Genomic DNA, 16,992 nt, shown 5'->3' with positions numbered 1-16,992 from the left:
TGTCGCGGCGTTCAGTTAGGAGCCGCCGCCCGCGGGGGTCAAGCGCGGCGCCGCACGACCCGCCGGGCCCCGAAGCCCAGCATCGCCCAGAGCAGCGCCGCCACCGCCCGGACGGAGAAGAAGGTCGGCCCGTCATGGGTGATCGGTGCCGGCCAGGGGATACCCGCCGCCGTCACCACGTAGGAGAACAGCACGGCGATGGCGAAGGCAGCGATCGCCGCGATGAACGTCTTGCCGAACTGGCTCGCCGTCCAGCCGAGATAGAGCGCCACCACGATCAGGGCGGGGTCGAAGGCCGCCCAGATCCAGACGGTCCAGGGATAGAACGGGACGGTCATGCCCACCACGCTCCGGGCAATGCGATCCGCCCGGCCGCCGCCTCGATGGTCTGCGCCGTGGCGAACAGCGTCTCCTCGTCGAAGGGCCGGCCGATGAGCTGGAGTCCGAGCGGCAGCCCCTGCCCGTCGAGGCCGGCCGGCACGCTGATCCCGGGCAGGCCGGCCATGTTCACGGTCACCGTGAACACGTCGTTGAGGTACATCTCCACCGGGTCGGCGGACGCCTTCTCGCCGATGCCGAAGGCCGAGGACGGGGTGGCGGGGGTGAGGATCGCGTCGACCCCGTCCGCGTAGGCGGCCTCGAAGTCGCGCCGGATCAGCGTGCGGATCTTCTGGGCGCGCACGTAGTAGGCGTCGTAGTAGCCTGCCGACAGCACGTAGGTGCCGATCATGATCCGCCGCTTCACCTCGCGGCCGAAGCCCGCCGCGCGGGTCTTCTCGTACATGTCGGCGATGTTGGCGCCGGGCACGCGCAGGCCGTAGCGCACGCCGTCGTAGCGGGCGAGGTTCGAGGACGCCTCGGCCGGGGCGACGATGTAGTAGGCCGGCAGCGCGTAGGCCGTGTGCGGCAGCGAGATGTCCTTGATGGTCGCGCCGGCCTCCTTGAGCCACGCGGCGCCCTGGTCCCACAGCGCCTGGATCTCGGTCGGCATGCCGTCGACCCGGTACTCCCGCGGGATGCCGATGGTCAGGCCCTTCACGCCGCGGCCGACCGCCGCCTCGAAGTCGGGCACGGGCAGGTCGGCGCAGGTGGTGTCGCGCGGGTCCGGCCCGGACATCGAGCCGAGCAGGATCGCGCAGTCGCGGACCGTGCGGGCGATCGGGCCGGCCTGATCGAGCGAGGAGGCGAAGGCCACCGTGCCCCAGCGCGAGCAGCGGCCGTAGGTCGGCTTGATGCCGACCGTGCCGGTGAAGGCGGCGGGCTGGCGGATCGAGCCGCCGGTGTCGGTGGCGGTGGCGCCGAGGCACAGCCGCGCCGCGACCGCCGCCGCCGAGCCGCCGGACGAGCCGCCGGGGACGAGCCTGGCGTCCGAACCGTTGCGCCGCCAGGGCGAGACCACGTCACCGTAGGCGCTCGTCTCGTTCGACGAGCCCATGGCGAACTCGTCGAGGTTGAGCTTGCCCAGCATCACCGCGCCGTCGCGCCAGAGATTCGCGGAGACGGCCGATTCGTAGTGCGGCTCGAAGGTCTCCAGGATCTTCGAGCCGGCCGTGGTCGTCACCCCGTGGGTGCAGAACAGGTCCTTGATGCCGAGCGGCAGGCCCTCCAGCGGGCGCGCCTCGCCCGCGGCGATCTTGCCGTCCGAGGCGCCGGCCATCGCGAGCGCCCGGTCCGGCGTCTCCAGGACGTAGGCGTTGAGTGCCCGCGCCTTCGCCATCGCGTCGAGATGCGCCTGCGTCAGCTCGCGGGCCGAGAGCCGCTTGGCCTTCAGGGCGTCGCGCGCCTCGGCCAGGGTGAGTTCGTTCGGGCTGCTCACGCTTCTCAAAGTCCCCGCGCGCTCGCGCGCCTGCCTGCGAAAGGCCCCGATCGGGGGCCGGACCGGGCCGCCTACTCGACGACCTTCGGCACCAGGAAATAGTTGTCCTCGGTCTCGGGCGCGTTGGCGACCACGTCGTCGGCCCGGCCGCCGTCGGTGACGACGTCCTCGCGCTTCTTCATCGCCATCGGCAGGACCGATGTCATCGGCTCGACGCCGGACACGTCGACCGCGTCGAGCTGCTCGACGAAGGCGAGGATCGCGTTCAGCTCGGCTCCGAGCGGCCCGACCTCCTCGTCGGTGACCGCGATCCGCGCGAGGTGCGCGATCCGCCGGACTGTCTTCTCGTCGACCGACATGCCGTCCCATTCGTCCCGGCGCGGAACCACCTCCCGCGGCCGGCCGGGCTATAGCACCGCGCTCCGAGGCGCCGCAACGCGGGCACTCAGGTGACGACGTGGTTCGGCGTCACCGTCTGCTCCACGGTGATCCCGGGCCGACGCACCGGCTGGAACGCGGCCTGGGCGAAGCCGAACACCAGGATCTCGAAAGCCAGGAGCAGCATCCAGCGCTGCCTGCGGGCCCTGGCCCGGTCGCGCGCGGTCGCGGCACGGTTAGCGGTCTGGAAAACAGCCGGCACGACAGTCCCCGGAGCGGGCTTTAACGAAACGTTAACCAGCCTAGCCACTTTCGGCTCCCGCGGCAGCCGAGGCCGCGTGCGGATGTGGTTAACCCTGTGGACTGCTGGCGCGCCGGGCCGGCCTCGCGTAGGCGGGGCGCGATGAACAGGGACGAGATCCGCGCCTTCGCCGCCGCCTCGCGGGGCGGCGCCCGCCTGATCGGGGTCGATCTCGGCACCAAGACGATCGGCCTCGCCCTGTCCGATCTCGGCCGCCAGATCGCGAGCCCGCTGGAGACGATCCGGCGGGTGAAGTTCACCCCCGACGCCGCCCGCCTCGCCGCCCTGTGCCGGACGCACGCGGTCGGCGGCCTCGTGTTCGGCCTGCCGCTCAACATGGACGGCAGCGAGGGGCCGCGGGTGCAGTCGACCCGCGCCTTCGTGCGCAACCTCGCCCCGATCCTGCCGCTGCCGGTGACGTTCTTCGACGAGCGGCTGTCGACGGCGGTGGTGACGCGGGCGCTGATCGAGGCCGACGCCTCCCGCGCCCGCCGCGGCGAACTCGTGGACAAGCTCGCCGCCGCCTACATCCTCCAGGGCTGCCTCGACGTGATGCGCAACCTGGGCGACGGGGACGACGACCCGGCGTGAGGGCCGCTCAGCGGGCCACGAGGGAGACGGCGCCGCTGCCGTGCCGCTCGATCCGGCCGTCGAGTTCCAGCTCCAGCAGCAGGGTCTGCACCACGCGCACGCTCACCGCGGCGGTGCGGGCCAGCTCGTCGGTGCCGATCGGGCTCGGACCGAGCAGGGCGAGCACCCGGGCGCGGTCGTCCTGTGCTTCCGGTTCAGGCTCGGCGGAGTCGGCGGCGGGCGCGGGTGCGGCACCGCCGTCGAGGTCGAGTTCGTCCCAGAAATCGGGCTGGTCGGCGAAGTCCGGCCGGTCCCGGGCGGGGGCGGCCTCGGCATCCGGTCCGCGCTCGATGAGCGGGCCGACCGCGTCGAGGATGTGGGCGACCTCCGCCACCAGGGTCGCGCCCTGGCGGATCAGGTCGTTCGTCCCCTCCGCCCGCGGGTCGAGGGGCGAGCCCGGCACGGCGAAGACCTCCCGCCCCTGCTCCAGCGCGTAGCGGGCGGTGATCAGCGAGCCCGAGCGGCGCGCCGCCTCGACCACGATCGTGCCGTAGGCGAGGCCGGAGATGATCCGGTTGCGGCGGGGGAAATCGCGCCCGCGCGGCTCCCAGCCCATCGGCATCTCGGCGAGCACGGCGCCCCCCGCGTCGAGGATCGCGTCGACCAGGGCGGCGTGGTTGGCCGGGTAGATCCGGTCCTGGCCGCCGGCCATCACCGCGACGGTGCCGGTGGTCAGGCTCGCCTTGTGGGCGCGGGCATCGATGCCGCGGGCGAGGCCGGAGACGATCGTGAGCCCGGCCTCGCCGAGGCCCCGGGCCAGCCGCTCGGTGAAGGCGAGGCCGTTCGCCGAGGCGTTGCGCGAGCCGACGATCGCGACCGCGGGCCGGGCGAGCCCCGCCGCCTCGCCGCGCAGGGCGATGAGCGGCGGGGCGGCGTCGGTCATCCGCAGCAGGTGCGGGTAGTCGCCCTCCCCCATCGCCAGGAAGCGGCCGCCGAGGCGGGCGAGCGCCGCCATCTCGTCCTCGGCCTGCGCCCGACTCGGCGGGGTCACGGACCGGCCCTGGCGGCGGGTCAGGCCCGGCAGGGCGTCGAGGGCGGCGGCCGCGCCCCCGAAGCGGTTGATCAGCCCGCGGAAGGTGCGCGGGCCGACGCCCTCGGTGCGGATCAGCCGCAGCCAGTCCAGGCGCTGGGATTCGGTGAGCCGCATGGGGGCGGACGGCGCCGGCATCGGTCGCCCTATCCCTTCTGGCCGATCCGCCCCTCGGTGCCCGCGGCGAGCCGGCGGATGTTGGGGGCGTGCTTCCACCAGAGCAGCGCGCCGAGCACGAGGAAGAGCAGCGCCTTGTCGGGGGCGCCCAGCGCCCAGAGCACCGCCGGCGTCGCCGCGGAGGCCGCGAGCGCGGCGAGCGACGAGTAGCGCAGGGCGAAGGCGAGCCCGAGCCAGATCGCGGCGAAGGCCACGAGCGCGAGGGGGCTGAAGGCGAGCAGCACGCCGATGAAGGTCGCGACCCCCTTGCCGCCCTTGAACCCGAGCCAGACCGGGAAGAGATGGCCGAGGAAGGCCCCGAGCCCGGCGGCCAGCGCCGGCCCCTCGCCGAGCTGCCGGGCGACCAGCACCGCGACCGTGCCCTTGAGGGCGTCGCCCAGCAGCGTCGCCGCGGCCAGGCCCTTCCGGCCGGTGCGCAGGACGTTGGTGGCGCCGATATTGCCCGAGCCGATGGCGCGCACGTCGCCGAGCCCGGCGTACCGGGTCAGGATCAGCCCGAACGGGATCGACCCCAGGAGGTAGCCCAGCACGAGGCCGCCGAGGGCAGCGGGCGTCAGGAGGTCGGCGGGTGTCATCGGGGCCTCGGGCTCGGGACGCGCGGATGGCCGGCCGATCGTTCCGCCGCTGCCCCCGCCCCGTCACCCCGGGTTCCACTGCGCGGCCCCGGACTGACGCGCCTCCACCTTAGCCGTAATGCGGGGCGTCGGGAATCCGCGCCCGGAAAGGCGCCGTCAGGCCGCCTTCGCCACGTCGTCGGCCGCGTGGACGATCCGCCCGCCCACCAGCGTCAGCACCGCCGCGCCCTGGAGCCGCGCCTCGTCGAAGGGCGAGTTCTTCGAGCGGGACTTCAGCCGGCGCTTGTCGAGGACGTAGGGCAGGTCGGGGTCGATCAGCACGAGGTCGGCGGGGGCGCCTGGCGCGAGGCGGCCGGCCGCCCGGCCCAGGATCCGCGCGGGGTTCGCGGTCATCGCGGCCAGCAGCCGCGGCAGGGCGATGTCGCCGGTGTGGACGAGCCGCAGGGCGGCGCCGAGCAGGGTCTCGATCCCGAGCGCCCCGTCGGCGGCCTCGGCGAACGGCAGGCGCTTGGTCTCCACGTCCTGCGGGTTGTGGTCGGAGACCACCGCGTCGATCACGCCCTCGTTCAGCGCCGCGACCACCGCGTGGCGGTCGGCCTCGTCGCGCAAGGGCGGCGAGAGGCGGCAGAAGGTGCGGTAGTGGCCGATATCGCCCTCGTTGAGCACGAGGTTGTTGATCGAGACGCCGCAGGTCACGGGCAGGCCGTCCGCCTTGGCCCGCCGCACGATCTCGACCGAGTCGGCGCAGGAGATCATCGCCGCGTGGTAGCGGGCGCCGGTCAGCCGCACGAGGCGGATGTCGCGCTCCAGCATCACCGTCTCGGCCTCGCGGGGGATGCCCATCAGCCCGAGGCGGGAGGCGAGCTCGCCCTCGTTCATCACGCCCTCGGCCGCAAGCGTCGGCTCCTCGACGTGCTGCATGATCAGGGCGCCGAAATCGCGAGCGTAGGTGAGCGCCCGGCGCATCACCTGGGCGTTGGCCACCGCGCGCAGGCCGTCGGTGAAGGCGACCGCCCCGGCCTCCTGGAGCAGGCCGAACTCGGTCATCTCCTTGCCGGCGAGCCCCTTGGTGACGGCGGCGGCCGGCAGCACGGTCACGCTCGCGGTGTCGCGGGCGCGGCGCAGCACGAAATCGACGATCGCCGGCCCGTCCATGACCGGGTTGGTGTCGGGCATGCAGACCAGCGTGGTGACGCCGCCGGAGGCGGCCGCCGCGCTCGCGGAGGCCAGGGTCTCGCGGTGCTCCGCCCCCGGCTCGCCGACGAAGGCGCGCATGTCGATCAGCCCCGGCGCGAGCACCCGCCCGCCGCAATCGATTTCTTTTGCGTTTGCCGGCGTCCCGGGGTCGCCGGTCCAGGCGACGTCGGCGATCAGACCGTCGCGGACCAGCAGTGCGCCGGGGGCCTCGCGGGCCGTGGCGGGATCGAGCAGCGCCGCGTTGGTGAGAAAAAAATCGGTCACGCGCGCGCTCCCCCCGCGCCGTCGAGGCGCATCGCCAGCCCCGCTTCGGCCATGTGGGCCTTGGCCTGCGCGATGCTGGCCTGCCCGAAATGGAAGATCGAGGCGGCGAGCACCGCGCTCGCGCCCCCCTCGGCGACGCCGGCCACGAGGTCGTCGAGGCCGCCGACCCCGCCCGAGGCGATCACCGGCACGGCGACCGCGTCCGAGATCGCCCGGGTCAGGCCGAGGTCGTAGCCGGAGCGGGTGCCGTCCCGGTCCATGGAGGTGACGAGCAACTCGCCCGCGCCCTTCTCCGCCACCAGCCGGGCGAAGGCGACGGCGTCGGTGCCGGTCGGGTCCCGGCCGCCGTGGGTGAAGATCTCCCACCGCGCCGGCTCGCCGGGGCCCGAGACGCGCTTGGCGTCGATCGCCACGACGATGCACTGCGCCCCAAACTTCTCCGCCGCCCGGGCGACGAGGTCCGGGTCCTTCACCGCGGCGGTGTTGATCGCGACCTTGTCGGCGCCCGCGAGCAGGAGGGCGCGCACGTCCTCGACGCCCCGCACGCCGCCGCCGACGGTGAGCGGCATGAAGCAGGCCTCCGCCGTGCGGCTCACCACGTCGAGCAGGGTGCCGCGGGCCTCGCGGCTCGCGGTGATGTCGAGGAAGCACAATTCGTCGGCGCCGGCCGCGTCGTAGGCCTTGGCCGCCTCGACCGGATCGCCCGCGTCGCGCAGGGCCTCGAAGCGCACGCCCTTGACGACGCGGCCGTCCTTCACGTCGAGGCAGGGGATGATGCGGGTCTTGAGCACGGGTCGAGCCTCTCGCTCAGGCGTCGGGATCGATCGCGAACGGCCGGTTCATGATCTCCTCGGTCGTGTAGGGACAGATCTCGGGGAAGCGCTTCAACGGAAGCTTTGTCTCGCCGGCAGCCTCGATGCGGGCTCTGTCGTAGGCGCGCTCGACCGCTTCGGCGATACGGCTCTTCAAGCCGGGGCTATCCTTGAGCTCCGCGACGATATGCTTGCGGTGCGTGGCGATCGAGACCGCCCAGCTTCGTGTCCGCCGCGCCGGCTGATGATCGAACTTCAGCATGTGCAGAAGCACGATCCGCAGCGCGCTCGCGAGGCTCGCGAACTGGCCCTTGCCCAAGCTCTCGATCTCCTCGGCGAGGTTCTCGAGATCGAGGCTCGCGAAATCCCCCGTCCGCAGGCGCGCGCCCTGCTCCTGCGTCCAGGTGTAGAAGTCGTCCTCGTAGGCCGTCGGGGCCGGTTCCGGCCGGACCGCTGCCTTCGCGCTCATCGCAGCCTCCCGCGGCGCTTCTCTCGCCGCCGCGATCCTATCACGGGGCCGGGCGCTGCGCCGCCGCGATCGCGGCCAGGGCCGCCCGCGGGTCGATGCGGCCGTCGTAGAGCGCGCGGCCGGTGATGGCGCCGGCGATCAGCGCGCAGTCCGGCTGGAGCAGGCGGTGCACGTCGTCGATCGAGGCCAGCCCACCCGAGGCGATCACCGGGATCGACACGGCCTGGGCGAGCGCCAGCGTCATCTCGACGTTGAGGCCCTTGAGGATGCCGTCGCGGGCGATGTCGGTGTAGACGATCGCGGCCACCCCCGCGTCCTCGAAGCGGCGGCCCAGCTCCTCCGCGGTCATGCTGGAGGTCTGCGCCCAGCCCTCCACCGCCACGCGCCCGTCCTTGGCGTCGATGCCGACCGCGACCTGGCCGGGGTGGCGCCGGGCGGCCTCGCGCACGAAGCCGGGGTCGCGCACCGCCGCGGTTCCGATGACCACCCGGGCTACGCCCTTGGCGAGCCAGCCGTCGAGGGTCTTCATGTCGCGGATGCCGCCGCCGAGCTGCACCGGGATGCCGACCCGGGCAAGGATGGCCTCGACCGCCTCGGCGTTGCGCGGCGCCCCGGCGAAGGCGCCGTCGAGGTCGACCACGTGCAGCCAGGGGAAGCCCTGCCCCTCGAAGGTCGCGCCCTGCGCCGCCGGATCGTCGCCGAACACCGTGGCCCGGTCCATGTCCCCCTGGACGAGGCGGACGCAGCGGCCCTCCTTCAGGTCGATCGCCGGATACAGGATCACGCGGGTCGTCTTTCGTGTTCGTGGGCCGCGGGGCCGGTCACGGACGCCAGTGGAGGAAGTTGGCGATGAGGGCGAGGCCGAGCCGCTGGCTCTTCTCCGGGTGGAACTGCGTGCCGGCGACGTTGTCGCGGGCAACCGCCGCCGTGACCGGGCCGCCGTACTCGGCGCGCATCACCGCGTCGTCGGGTCGGGCCGGATCCAGCGCGTAGCTGTGGACGAAGTAGGCGTGCAGCCCGCCCTCCCCCACGGGGATGCCGGCGAACAGCGCGTGGCTGCGGACCGGGTACAGGGTGTTCCAGCCCATATGCGGGATCTTGAGGGCCGGGTCGCTGGGGCGGATCGGGCCGACATCGCCGGGGATCCAGCCGAGGCCCGGGGTCTCGACGTATTCGAGGCCGCGGGTGGCGAGGAGCTGCATCCCGACGCAGATGCCGAGGAACGGCCGGCCGGCCCCGTGCACGGCCCTCTCCATCGCCTCGACCATGCCCGGCACCGCGTCGAGGCCCGCCCGGCAATCGGCGTAGGCGCCGACGCCCGGCAGCACGATCCGGTCGGCGGCGGCCACCACCTCCGGGTCTGCGGTCAGGCGGATGCGGGTGCCGTCGAGCCCGGCCTCGCGCGCCGCGCGCTCGAACGCCTTCACCGCCGAGTGCAGGTTGCCAGAGCCGTAATCGATGATCGCGACGGTCTGCGAGGTCATCAGCGGCCGCCCTCGCGGGCCGGGAACAGGCCGACCACCGGCTCCATCCCCCGGGTCGGGCCGCTCGGGAAGGCGGGCGGGCGCGGGTCCGGCACCGCGGCGGCGCCGGCGAGCCAGCGGGTGATGGCGCGGGCCTCGGCCTCCTCGGCGTTGGCGGCGACCACCGCGTCGCGGGCCGGGCGGCCGCGCCGGGCCAGAGTCCAGCGCCGCAGGCTCGACGCCTCCAGCCCGATCAGCCACGCGGCCAGCAGGCTGACCGCCGCGCCCGCGACCGTGGGCAGCCCGAGCGCGTAGCCGGCCGACGCCAGCGCCGCGAGCCCGGCGAGGACGATCAGCGCCGCGACCCAGAGGCGATGATAGAGGAACCAGAACACGCTGAAGGCGAAGGCCGGCCACACGAAGCCGTCCGGCACGAGGATCGCCCGGTCGAGCCCGTGCGCGTCGCCCGGCCGGGACTCGGCGGGCATGTGGAGCGTGTAGCTGCGCATCCGTGTCCGCATGGCGGCCGCTCCCTTACAGCGTGCCCTTGGTCGAGGGCACGCGGCCCTCCTCCCGGGGATCGACGGCGACGGCCGTCCGCAAGGCGCGGGCCAGCCCCTTGAAGCAGCTCTCGGCGACGTGGTGGGCGTTGTCTCCGTAGAGCGTCTCGACGTGGAGCGTCAGCCCGGCATTCATCGCGAAGGCCTGGAACCACTCCCGGACCAGCTCCGTGTCGAACCCGCCGATCTTCTCCACGCGGAACTGCGTGCGGAACACGAGGAACGGCCGCCCGGAGATGTCGACGCAGACGCGCGTCAGCGCCTCGTCCATCGGCAGGTGGATGTCCGCGTAGCGCGTCACGCCGCGCTTGTCGCCGAGCGCCCGGGCGAAGGCCTGCCCCAGAGCGATGCCGCAATCCTCGGCGGAATGGTGCTGGTCGACGTGCAGGTCGCCGTCCACCTTCACCTCCACGTCGAACAGGCCGTGGCGGGCGAACAGCTCCAGCATGTGATCGAGGAAGCCGATCCCGGTGGCGACCGCCGCCGTGCCGGTGCCGTCGAGCGAGATCGAGACGCTGACGTCGGTCTCGGCGGTCTTCCGGCTGATGCTGGCGCTGCGCATTTTTCTCTGGACTTCGCGTGGTTTGCGGCCGGGGGCGCGTGCCTTCTAGAGCGCGGGCCGGCGAAGTGGAAGCCGGTCCGCCCCCGCAGTGCGCGTCCAGGTCAGGCGCCGAGGACGCGTCCCGCGACGGCGTCGAGCTTGGCCAGCAGCGCCGGGTCGCGGGCGGCGGGGGCGGTCATGATCGCGCCGTCGAGGGCCCGGTGCGAGCCCGCCGGGCACGGCTCGCGCTCGGCGGGGAAGTCTCGGGCGAGCCGCGCCACGAGGCGGGCGGCCTTGTCGGCGTTGGCCCGGGCCACGGCCACCACCGCCGCCACGTCGACCGCGTCGTGGCCCGGGTGCCAGCAATCGTAGTCGGTCACCATCGCGATCGTCGCGTAGGTGATCTCCGCCTCGCGGGCGAGCTTGGCCTCGGGCATGTTGGTCATGCCGATCACGTCGAAGCCCTGCGCCTTGTAGGCCCGGGACTCGGCCAGCGACGAGAATTGCGGCCCCTCCATGCAGACGTAGGTGCCGCCCCGGTGCACCGGGATGTCCTCGGCCGCGGCCGCGGCGCCGATGCGCTTCTGGAGGCCCGGGCCGACCGGATGGGCCAGCGACACGTGCGCCACGCAGCCGTCGCCGAAGAAGGAGGAGGCGCGGCCGTGGGTGCGGTCCACGAACTGGTCGATCAGCACGAACAGGCCGGGCGGCAACTCGTCCCGGAACGAGCCGCAGGCCGAGAGCGCCACGAGGTCGGTGACGCCCATCCGCTTCATGGCGTCGATATTGGCGCGGTAGTTGATGCCCGACGGCGAGAAGCGGTGCCCGCGCCCGTGCCGGGCGAGGAACACCACGTTCGTCCCGCCGATCCGGCCGATCCGCAGGGCGTCCGAGGGCTCGCCCCAGGGGGACGCGACGCGCTCCTCGTGCACGTCCTCCAACCCCGGCAGATCGTAGACGCCGGAGCCGCCCATCACCCCGAGCACCGCTGCGGTCATGCCGAACTCTTTCCGCCTCCGCGCGCTCGCCTGAGCCGCGCACCGGTCCCGCGGTAGCACGCGGCACAGACCCAAAAAAGACGGGCCTCCCGCGAGGGAGGCCCGGATGCCGATCGGTCCTGTGCCCGGATCAGTAGGTCTTGTGCAGCTCCGGCTGCAAGCCGTGGACCTCGCCGCCCACGTCCGACCAGATCTTCTTCTTCACGTAGTAGAGCAGCCCCGAGAGCACGATCAGGAACAGGATCACCCGGAAGCCCAGAGCCTTGCGGTCCATCATGTGCGGCTCGGCGGCCCACATCAGGAAGGCTGAGACGTCCTTGGAGTACTGATCGATCGTCTCGGGCACCACCGGCTCGCCCTTGTCGTTCTTGGCGTAGGTGACCTGCCCGTCCGAGATCGGCGGCGGCATCGCGATGATGTGGCCCGGGAAATACGCGTTGTAGTGGCCACCCTCGGGCATCTCGAAGCCCTTCGGCGGCTCGGTGTAGCCCTTGAGCAGCGCGTGGATGTAGTCCGGCCCCTGCTCGGAATAGCCGACGATGGGCAGCCAGTCGTACAGGAAGGTCAGGTTGCCGCGCGAGAAGGTCCGCGCCTTGGCGATCACCGAGAAGTCCGGGGGCGCCTTGCCGCCGTTGGCCGCCGCCGCCGCCTGGTCGTTCGGGAAGGGCGGCGGGATGGTGTCGGCCGGGCGGCCCGGACGCTCGAACATGTCGCCCGCGTCGTTCGGGCCGTCCTTGACCTGATAGGTGGCGGCGAGCGCCTTCACCTGCGGCGCGGAGAAGTTCGGCCCGCCCTCCTGCCCGAGGTTGCGGAACGAGACGAGCTTCATCGAGTGGCAGGAGGAGCAGACCTCCTTGTAGACCTGGAAGCCGCGCTGGAGCTGCGCCGTGTCGAACCGGCCGAACACGCCGGCGAAGCTCCACTTGACGCGCTCCGGGATCGGGCCGCCGTGGGCGTCCTCGGCCGAGGCCGGGGCGCCGCCGAGGAGCAGGGCCGCCATGCCGGCGGCGAGGAGGGTCGAGCGGGTGAGGGTCATGGTCATCCGAACGCGTCCCGCCTCAACCCTTGGTCGTCGGCGCGGCCGCCGCGCCCATCGGCACCCCGGCACCCCCGACCTGCTTGCCGGGCCCGGTCACGCTCTCCAGGATCGAACCCGGCAGCGGCTTCGGCGTCTCGAACAGCCCGCAGAGCGGCATCACAACCAGGAAGTGGGCGAAGTAGTAGACCGTGCAGACCTGGGCGGCGAGGACGTAGCCCCCGTCCGGCGGCTGCGAGCCGAGCCAGCCGAGCAGCAGGCACACGCCCAGGAACACCCACATGAACTGCCGGTAGATCGGCCTGTAGTTGCACGAGCGGATCCGCGACGTGTCGAGCCAGGGCGCGAAGGCGAGGATGATCACCGCCGCGAACATCAGGATGACGCCGCCGAGCTTCGAGGGCACCGCGCGCAGGATCGCGTAGAACGGCAGGAAGTACCATTCCGGCACGATGTGCGCGGGCGTCACCGCGGGGTTCGCCTGGATGTAGTTATCGGCGTGGCCGAGGTAGTTCGGCATGTAGAACAGGAACCACGCGAACAGGATCATGAACACCACGGTGGCGAACACGTCCTTCACCGTTGCGTAAGGGGTGAACGGCACCGCGTCCTTGCCCGACTTGATCGGGATGCCGGCGGGGTTGTTCTGGCCGGTCACGTGCAGAGCCCAGACGTGCAGGACGACGACGCCCGCGATCATCCAGGGCAGCAGGTAGTGCAGCGAGAAGAACCGGTTCACGGTGGGGTTGCCGACCGAGTACCCGCCCCAGAGCAGGGTCTGGATGGTGTCGCCGACCACGGGGATCGCGGCGAGGATGTTGGTGATGACGGTGGCGCCCCAGAAGCTCATCTGGCCCCACGGCAGGGTGTAGCCGAGGAAGGCGGTGGCCATCATCAGCAGATAGATGACGACGCCGAGGATGTAGAGTACCTCGCGCGGGGCCTTGTACGACCCGTAATAGAGCGCCCTGAACATGTGCACGTACACAGCGACGAAGAACATCGACGCGCCGTTGGCGTGCGCGTAGCGCAGCAGCCAACCGTAGTTCACGTCGCGCATGATCTTCTCGACGGAGTTGAACGCTCCCGTCGCCGACGGCTCGTAGTGCATCGCGAGCCAGACACCGGTGATGATCTGGATGCCGAGGAAGGCCGACAGGATCGCGCCGAAGGTCCAGAAGTAGTTGAGGTTGCGCGGGACCGGATAGGCCACGAACGACGAGTGGACGAGTCCGGCGATCGGCAGCCGCGCCTCGAACCACTTGGCGACGCGGCTCTTCGGTACGTAGGTGCTGGCGGTTCCGCTCATGTCTCCCTGACTCCCTCTGCCTCAGGCCGCTGCCTTGCCGCCGCCGGTCTCGCCGATCCGGATCTTGGCATCCGTCTGGAAGGCGTAGGGCGGGATCGGCAGGTTGGTCGGCGCCGGGCCGCGTCGGACACGCCCGACCGCGTCGAACTGCGAGCCGTGGCAGGGGCAGGCCCAGCCCTCGAAATTGCCCGAGTGACCGATCGGCACGCAGCCGAGATGCGTGCAGTTTCCGTAGACGACGAGCCACTGGTCGTGGCCGTTCTTGACGCGGGTGTCGAACGCGGCCGGATCGGACAGGGCCGAGACCGGCACCGCCTTCATGTCGGTCACTTCCTTGCCCGTCAGCTTGCGCACGAAGATGAGCTTGCCGCGCCAGAACACGTTGATGATCTGCCCATCCTGGATCGGCGTCAGATCGACCTCGATCGGGGCGCCCGCGGCGATGACGTCCGCGTCCGGCGCCATCGAGGAGACGAGCGGCCACGCGACGGCGGCGGCGCCGACCGCCAGTCCGGCGCCGGTCGCGAGGAACAGGAAGTCGCGGCGGCTGCCTTCGGGGGCAGCGGCGTGGGCGGCGGCGGAGGTGTTCGCCAAGGTCTCTGCACTCCAGACGCGGGCGGCTGCGGCCGTCCGAGGCGCACTTCGCGGGTGCGGTCGGCGGGAGCACAGCACTATCGTTCTAAACTGTGCAATGCGGCGGGCGGTCGCTCGGAGTCAAGCCGGTCCGGGGGCGTCCACCGGCATCCGCCGGCCCGTTTCGGTCGCGGCGCGCGCGCGTGACGTTTCTGCACGCCCGCACCGCGGCGGGACCGCCTACTCGGCCGCGTCCTCGTAGCGCGCCCCGTCGCCCAGGAAGCCCCCGGATTGGCGCGCCCACAGGCCGGCGTAGAGGCCGCCGCGGGCGACCAGCTCGGCGTGGGTGCCCTCCTCCACGATCCGGCCCGCGTCGATCACCACGAGGCGGTCGAGGGCGGCGATGGTCGAGAGGCGGTGGGCGATGGCGAGCACGGTCTTGCCGGCCATCAGCGCGTCGAGGGAATCCTGGATCGCGGCCTCGACCTGGCTGTCCAGCGCCGAGGTCGCCTCGTCGAGGATCAGCACCGGCGCATCCTTGAGGATCACCCGGGCGATGGCGATGCGCTGGCGCTGGCCGCCGGAGAGCTTCACGCCGCGCTCGCCGACATGGGCGTCGTAGCCGCGCCGGCCCTTGTGGTCGACGAGGTCGGCGATGAACCCGTCGGCGTGGGCGAGGCGGGCCGCGCGCTCCACCGCCTCCCGGCTCGCGTCCGGCCGGCCGTAGGCGATGTTGTCGCGGATCGAGCGGTGCAGCAGCGAGGTGTCCTGGCTGACCATCGCGATCGCCTCGCGCAAGGAGGCCTGCGTCACCCCCGCGATGTCCTGCCCGTCCACGCGGATGCGGCCGCTCTCGACGTCGTGCAGGCGCAGGAGCAGCGAGGCCAGCGTCGACTTGCCGGCCCCCGAGACGCCCACCAGTCCGACCCGCTCGCCGGCCCGCACCGTCAGCGAGAAGTCGGCGATGATCGAGGCGTCGTCGCGCCCGTAGTGGAAGCCGACCCGCTCGAACCGGATCTCCCCGCCCGTGACCCGCAGGGGCTCGGCGTCGGGGGCGTCGACGAGGGCGTGCGGCCGGGCGATCGTCTGCATGCTCTCCTGGATGACGCCGACGTTCTCGAACACGCCGCGCACGGTCTGCATCACCCAGCCCGACATGGCGATCAGGCGCAGCACCAGGGCGAGGCCGGCCGAGGCCTCCCCCGTGGTCATGCCGCCGCGCTGCCACAGGACGAGGCATGCGACCGCCATCGCGATCAGCAGGGCGCTGTTGAGCGCGCCGAGCACGGTGGTGGTGAGCGTCACGAGCCGGAACTGGTGGAGGTAGGCGCTCGTGTGGGTCTCGACCGCGTCGCGCACCGCCGCGCGCTCCTCGCGGTCGCGTGCGAAGAGCTTGACGGTGAGGATGTTGGTGTAGCTGTCGACCACCCGGCCGATCAGCGCCGAGCGGGTGTCGGCGGTGGCGTGCGAGCGGGCGCGGGCGCGGGGCACGAACCACGCGGTCAGCCCGGCATAGGCGGCGATCCAGATCACGACCGGCAGGGCGAGCCACGGCGAGATCGTACCGAACAGCCCGACCGCGGTGACGGCGTAGATCGCCACGTAGAGCAGCGTGTCGATGAACACGACGGCGAGTTCCCGCACCGCCGTGCCGACCTGCACCACCCGGTTGGCGAGCCGGCCCGCGAAGTCGCCCTGGAAGTACGAGAGCGCGTGGCCCAGCGTGTAGAGGTGGGCGCGCCAGCGGATCTGGTTGGTCGCCTGCGGCACCACGAGCTGGTTCGACAGCACCTCGTGTGCCCAGATCGCCACCGGGCGCACCACCGCCACGAGGACGAGGGCGAGGCCGATCCCGACGCCGTGGTCGGCGAGCAGGGTGGCGCGGTCGGCCGTGCCCAGCAGGTCGATGAACCAGCGCATCACGAGGTAGAGGGAGGCCTCCACCGTGCCGGCGATCACCGCGATGACGAACAGGGCGAGCAGCGCGCCGCGGATCGGGCGCAGGTAGAACCACGCGAAGCCGGTCACGGTCTTCGGCGGCATCCGCCCCGCGTCGAAGGGCGCGAACGGGTCGATGCGGCGCTCGAGCCAGTTCAGGAACATCGTGTGCGGGGGTGTCCGGCCGGGAGCCGCTGATCTAAGCGTCGATCCCCGGCGGCCAAGCGCACGCGACGCCGCACGGCCATGCGCACGGTGTGTTCAACGGGCCGCGCGTCGAGGCGCGGGGCTCCGCGCCCGTCCGAAACCCGGAGCTACCGCACCAGAGCGAGCGAGGCGCCCGACTTGGTCAGCGCCCCGTCCAGGGAGCCGCCGCCCTGGCGCAGGCGCGCCGCGACGGTGCCGCCCGGCTGGTAGAGGTAGACCTCGCCGTCGCGGAAATCCCAGGCCGAGACCCGGGCGAGGTCGCGGTTGGCGCAGCCCGCGGCGGAGGCCTTGTACAGGTCGAGCGCCGGCGCGCTCGACAGCGTGACCTTGCAACTCGCGCCGGTCGGGTCCTTGGCGTCCCAGGTGCCGACCACCGCCGAGCGCCCGGTCGTCACCACGGGGGGCGCGGGCGGCGGCGCCACGACGGGCTCGGGCACGACCGTCGGTGCCGGGGGCGACAGGGCCGCCTGCGGGCCGGGGGGCGGCGTGTCGGGGCTCGCCGCGACGCCCGGCGGTGGGGCGAGCGGCGCCGCCGTCACGGTGCCCGACGGCACGGCCGCCACCGGCGCGTCGTAGTCGATGCGGGGCGCGGCCGCACGGGTGCGCGGAGGGTCGGTGCGGGCCGAGGCGCAGGCGCCGAGCGCGGCACTCAGGCAGAGGACGGCGAGGGTCGACAGGCTCGGGCGCGGCATCGGTCCACTTGCAGGTCAGCGTGGGC

19 protein-coding genes are annotated in these 16,992 nt (G+C 72.6%); 1 reads left to right on the top strand and 18 read right to left on the bottom strand.

What is annotated here, in order from left to right; all coding sequences use genetic code 11:
* Positions 1-38: 38 nt before the first annotated feature.
* From Q8W71_RS06295 to gatC, 3 genes are all read right to left on the bottom strand, one after another.
* Complete coding sequence (locus Q8W71_RS06295; protein WP_305524483.1) at positions 39-338, bottom strand: hypothetical protein; 300 nt, start codon at positions 336-338, stop codon at positions 39-41.
* The gene (gene gatA / locus Q8W71_RS06290; RefSeq protein ID WP_305524482.1) at positions 335-1,816 is read right to left on the bottom strand and encodes an Asp-tRNA(Asn)/Glu-tRNA(Gln) amidotransferase subunit GatA; all 1,482 of its coding nucleotides are present in this window, start codon (positions 1,814-1,816) and stop codon (positions 335-337) included. Before gatA ends, Q8W71_RS06295 begins: the two co-directional genes overlap by 4 nt.
* Before the next feature lie 71 nt (positions 1,817-1,887).
* Positions 1,888-2,175, bottom strand: coding sequence for an Asp-tRNA(Asn)/Glu-tRNA(Gln) amidotransferase subunit GatC (gatC, locus tag Q8W71_RS06285; protein WP_305524481.1), 288 nt, complete (start codon positions 2,173-2,175; stop codon positions 1,888-1,890).
* A 422-nt stretch (positions 2,176-2,597) separates the two neighbouring features.
* On the opposite strand from gatC, the gene ruvX reads away from it, so the two are divergent.
* Positions 2,598-3,086 (top strand): Holliday junction resolvase RuvX, encoded by a 489-nt coding sequence (ruvX, locus tag Q8W71_RS06280; RefSeq protein WP_305524480.1) that lies wholly within the window; start codon positions 2,598-2,600, stop codon positions 3,084-3,086.
* Positions 3,087-3,093: 7 nt separating this feature from the next.
* On the opposite strand, the gene dprA is transcribed toward ruvX, so the two are convergent.
* The 15 genes from dprA to Q8W71_RS06205 form a co-directional block, all read right to left on the bottom strand.
* Entirely contained in the window at positions 3,094-4,272 is a 1,179-nt protein-coding gene (dprA, locus tag Q8W71_RS06275) for a DNA-processing protein DprA (protein WP_305524644.1), read from the bottom strand.
* A 29-nt stretch (positions 4,273-4,301) separates the two neighbouring features.
* Positions 4,302-4,907 (bottom strand): glycerol-3-phosphate 1-O-acyltransferase PlsY, encoded by a 606-nt coding sequence (gene plsY, locus Q8W71_RS06270; protein ID WP_305524479.1) that lies wholly within the window; start codon positions 4,905-4,907, stop codon positions 4,302-4,304.
* 156 nt (positions 4,908-5,063) lie between these two features.
* Entirely contained in the window at positions 5,064-6,368 is a 1,305-nt protein-coding gene (locus Q8W71_RS06265; RefSeq protein WP_305524478.1) for a dihydroorotase, read from the bottom strand.
* Positions 6,365-7,159 carry an imidazole glycerol phosphate synthase subunit HisF gene (gene hisF / locus Q8W71_RS06260; RefSeq protein ID WP_305524477.1) on the bottom strand — a complete coding sequence of 265 codons (795 nt, stop codon included), beginning with the start codon at positions 7,157-7,159 and terminating at the stop codon, positions 6,365-6,367. The genes Q8W71_RS06265 and hisF overlap by 4 nt, the downstream gene beginning before the upstream one ends.
* A 16-nt stretch (positions 7,160-7,175) precedes the next feature.
* The gene (locus tag Q8W71_RS06255) at positions 7,176-7,649 is read right to left on the bottom strand and encodes a DUF29 domain-containing protein (RefSeq protein ID WP_305524476.1); all 474 of its coding nucleotides are present in this window, start codon (positions 7,647-7,649) and stop codon (positions 7,176-7,178) included.
* Between the two features lie 40 nt (positions 7,650-7,689).
* Complete coding sequence (gene hisA / locus Q8W71_RS06250; RefSeq protein ID WP_305524475.1) at positions 7,690-8,433, bottom strand: 1-(5-phosphoribosyl)-5-[(5-phosphoribosylamino)methylideneamino]imidazole-4-carboxamide isomerase; 744 nt, start codon at positions 8,431-8,433, stop codon at positions 7,690-7,692.
* Between the two features lie 37 nt (positions 8,434-8,470).
* Positions 8,471-9,133: an imidazole glycerol phosphate synthase subunit HisH gene (gene hisH, locus Q8W71_RS06245; RefSeq protein ID WP_305524474.1), complete on the bottom strand. Its 663-nt coding sequence runs from the start codon at positions 9,131-9,133 to the stop codon at positions 8,471-8,473.
* Positions 9,133-9,621, bottom strand: a complete 489-nt coding sequence (locus tag Q8W71_RS06240) for a DUF2628 domain-containing protein (RefSeq protein WP_305524643.1) — start codon at positions 9,619-9,621, stop codon at positions 9,133-9,135. Before Q8W71_RS06240 ends, hisH begins: the two co-directional genes overlap by 1 nt.
* A gap of 25 nt (positions 9,622-9,646) precedes the next feature.
* On the bottom strand, positions 9,647-10,234 hold the full coding sequence (gene hisB / locus Q8W71_RS06235; RefSeq protein WP_305524473.1) for an imidazoleglycerol-phosphate dehydratase HisB: 588 nt from the start codon (positions 10,232-10,234) through the stop codon (positions 9,647-9,649).
* A 101-nt stretch (positions 10,235-10,335) separates the two neighbouring features.
* Positions 10,336-11,211, bottom strand: a complete 876-nt coding sequence (locus Q8W71_RS06230) for an S-methyl-5'-thioadenosine phosphorylase (RefSeq protein ID WP_305524472.1) — start codon at positions 11,209-11,211, stop codon at positions 10,336-10,338.
* 130 nt (positions 11,212-11,341) lie between these two features.
* Positions 11,342-12,211, bottom strand: a complete 870-nt coding sequence (locus Q8W71_RS06225) for a cytochrome c1 (RefSeq protein WP_305524642.1) — start codon at positions 12,209-12,211, stop codon at positions 11,342-11,344.
* Positions 12,212-12,269: 58 nt separating this feature from the next.
* Positions 12,270-13,556, bottom strand: a complete 1,287-nt coding sequence (locus Q8W71_RS06220; protein WP_305524471.1) for a cytochrome b — start codon at positions 13,554-13,556, stop codon at positions 12,270-12,272.
* A gap of 21 nt (positions 13,557-13,577) precedes the next feature.
* On the bottom strand, positions 13,578-14,150 hold the full coding sequence (gene petA, locus Q8W71_RS06215) for a ubiquinol-cytochrome c reductase iron-sulfur subunit (RefSeq protein WP_305524470.1): 573 nt from the start codon (positions 14,148-14,150) through the stop codon (positions 13,578-13,580).
* Between the two features lie 219 nt (positions 14,151-14,369).
* Complete coding sequence (locus tag Q8W71_RS06210) at positions 14,370-16,232, bottom strand: ABC transporter ATP-binding protein (protein ID WP_305524469.1); 1,863 nt, start codon at positions 16,230-16,232, stop codon at positions 14,370-14,372.
* A 149-nt stretch (positions 16,233-16,381) separates the two neighbouring features.
* On the bottom strand, positions 16,382-16,966 hold the full coding sequence (locus tag Q8W71_RS06205) for an AprI/Inh family metalloprotease inhibitor (protein ID WP_305524468.1): 585 nt from the start codon (positions 16,964-16,966) through the stop codon (positions 16,382-16,384).
* Between the last annotated feature and the right edge of the window lie 26 nt (positions 16,967-16,992).

The organism is Methylobacterium amylolyticum (assembly GCF_030700245.1).
Taxonomy (GTDB): domain Bacteria; phylum Pseudomonadota; class Alphaproteobacteria; order Rhizobiales; family Beijerinckiaceae; genus Methylobacterium.
The sequence above is the reverse complement of the archived record's forward strand: the minus strand, read 5'-3'. Positions and strand labels throughout refer to the sequence as shown.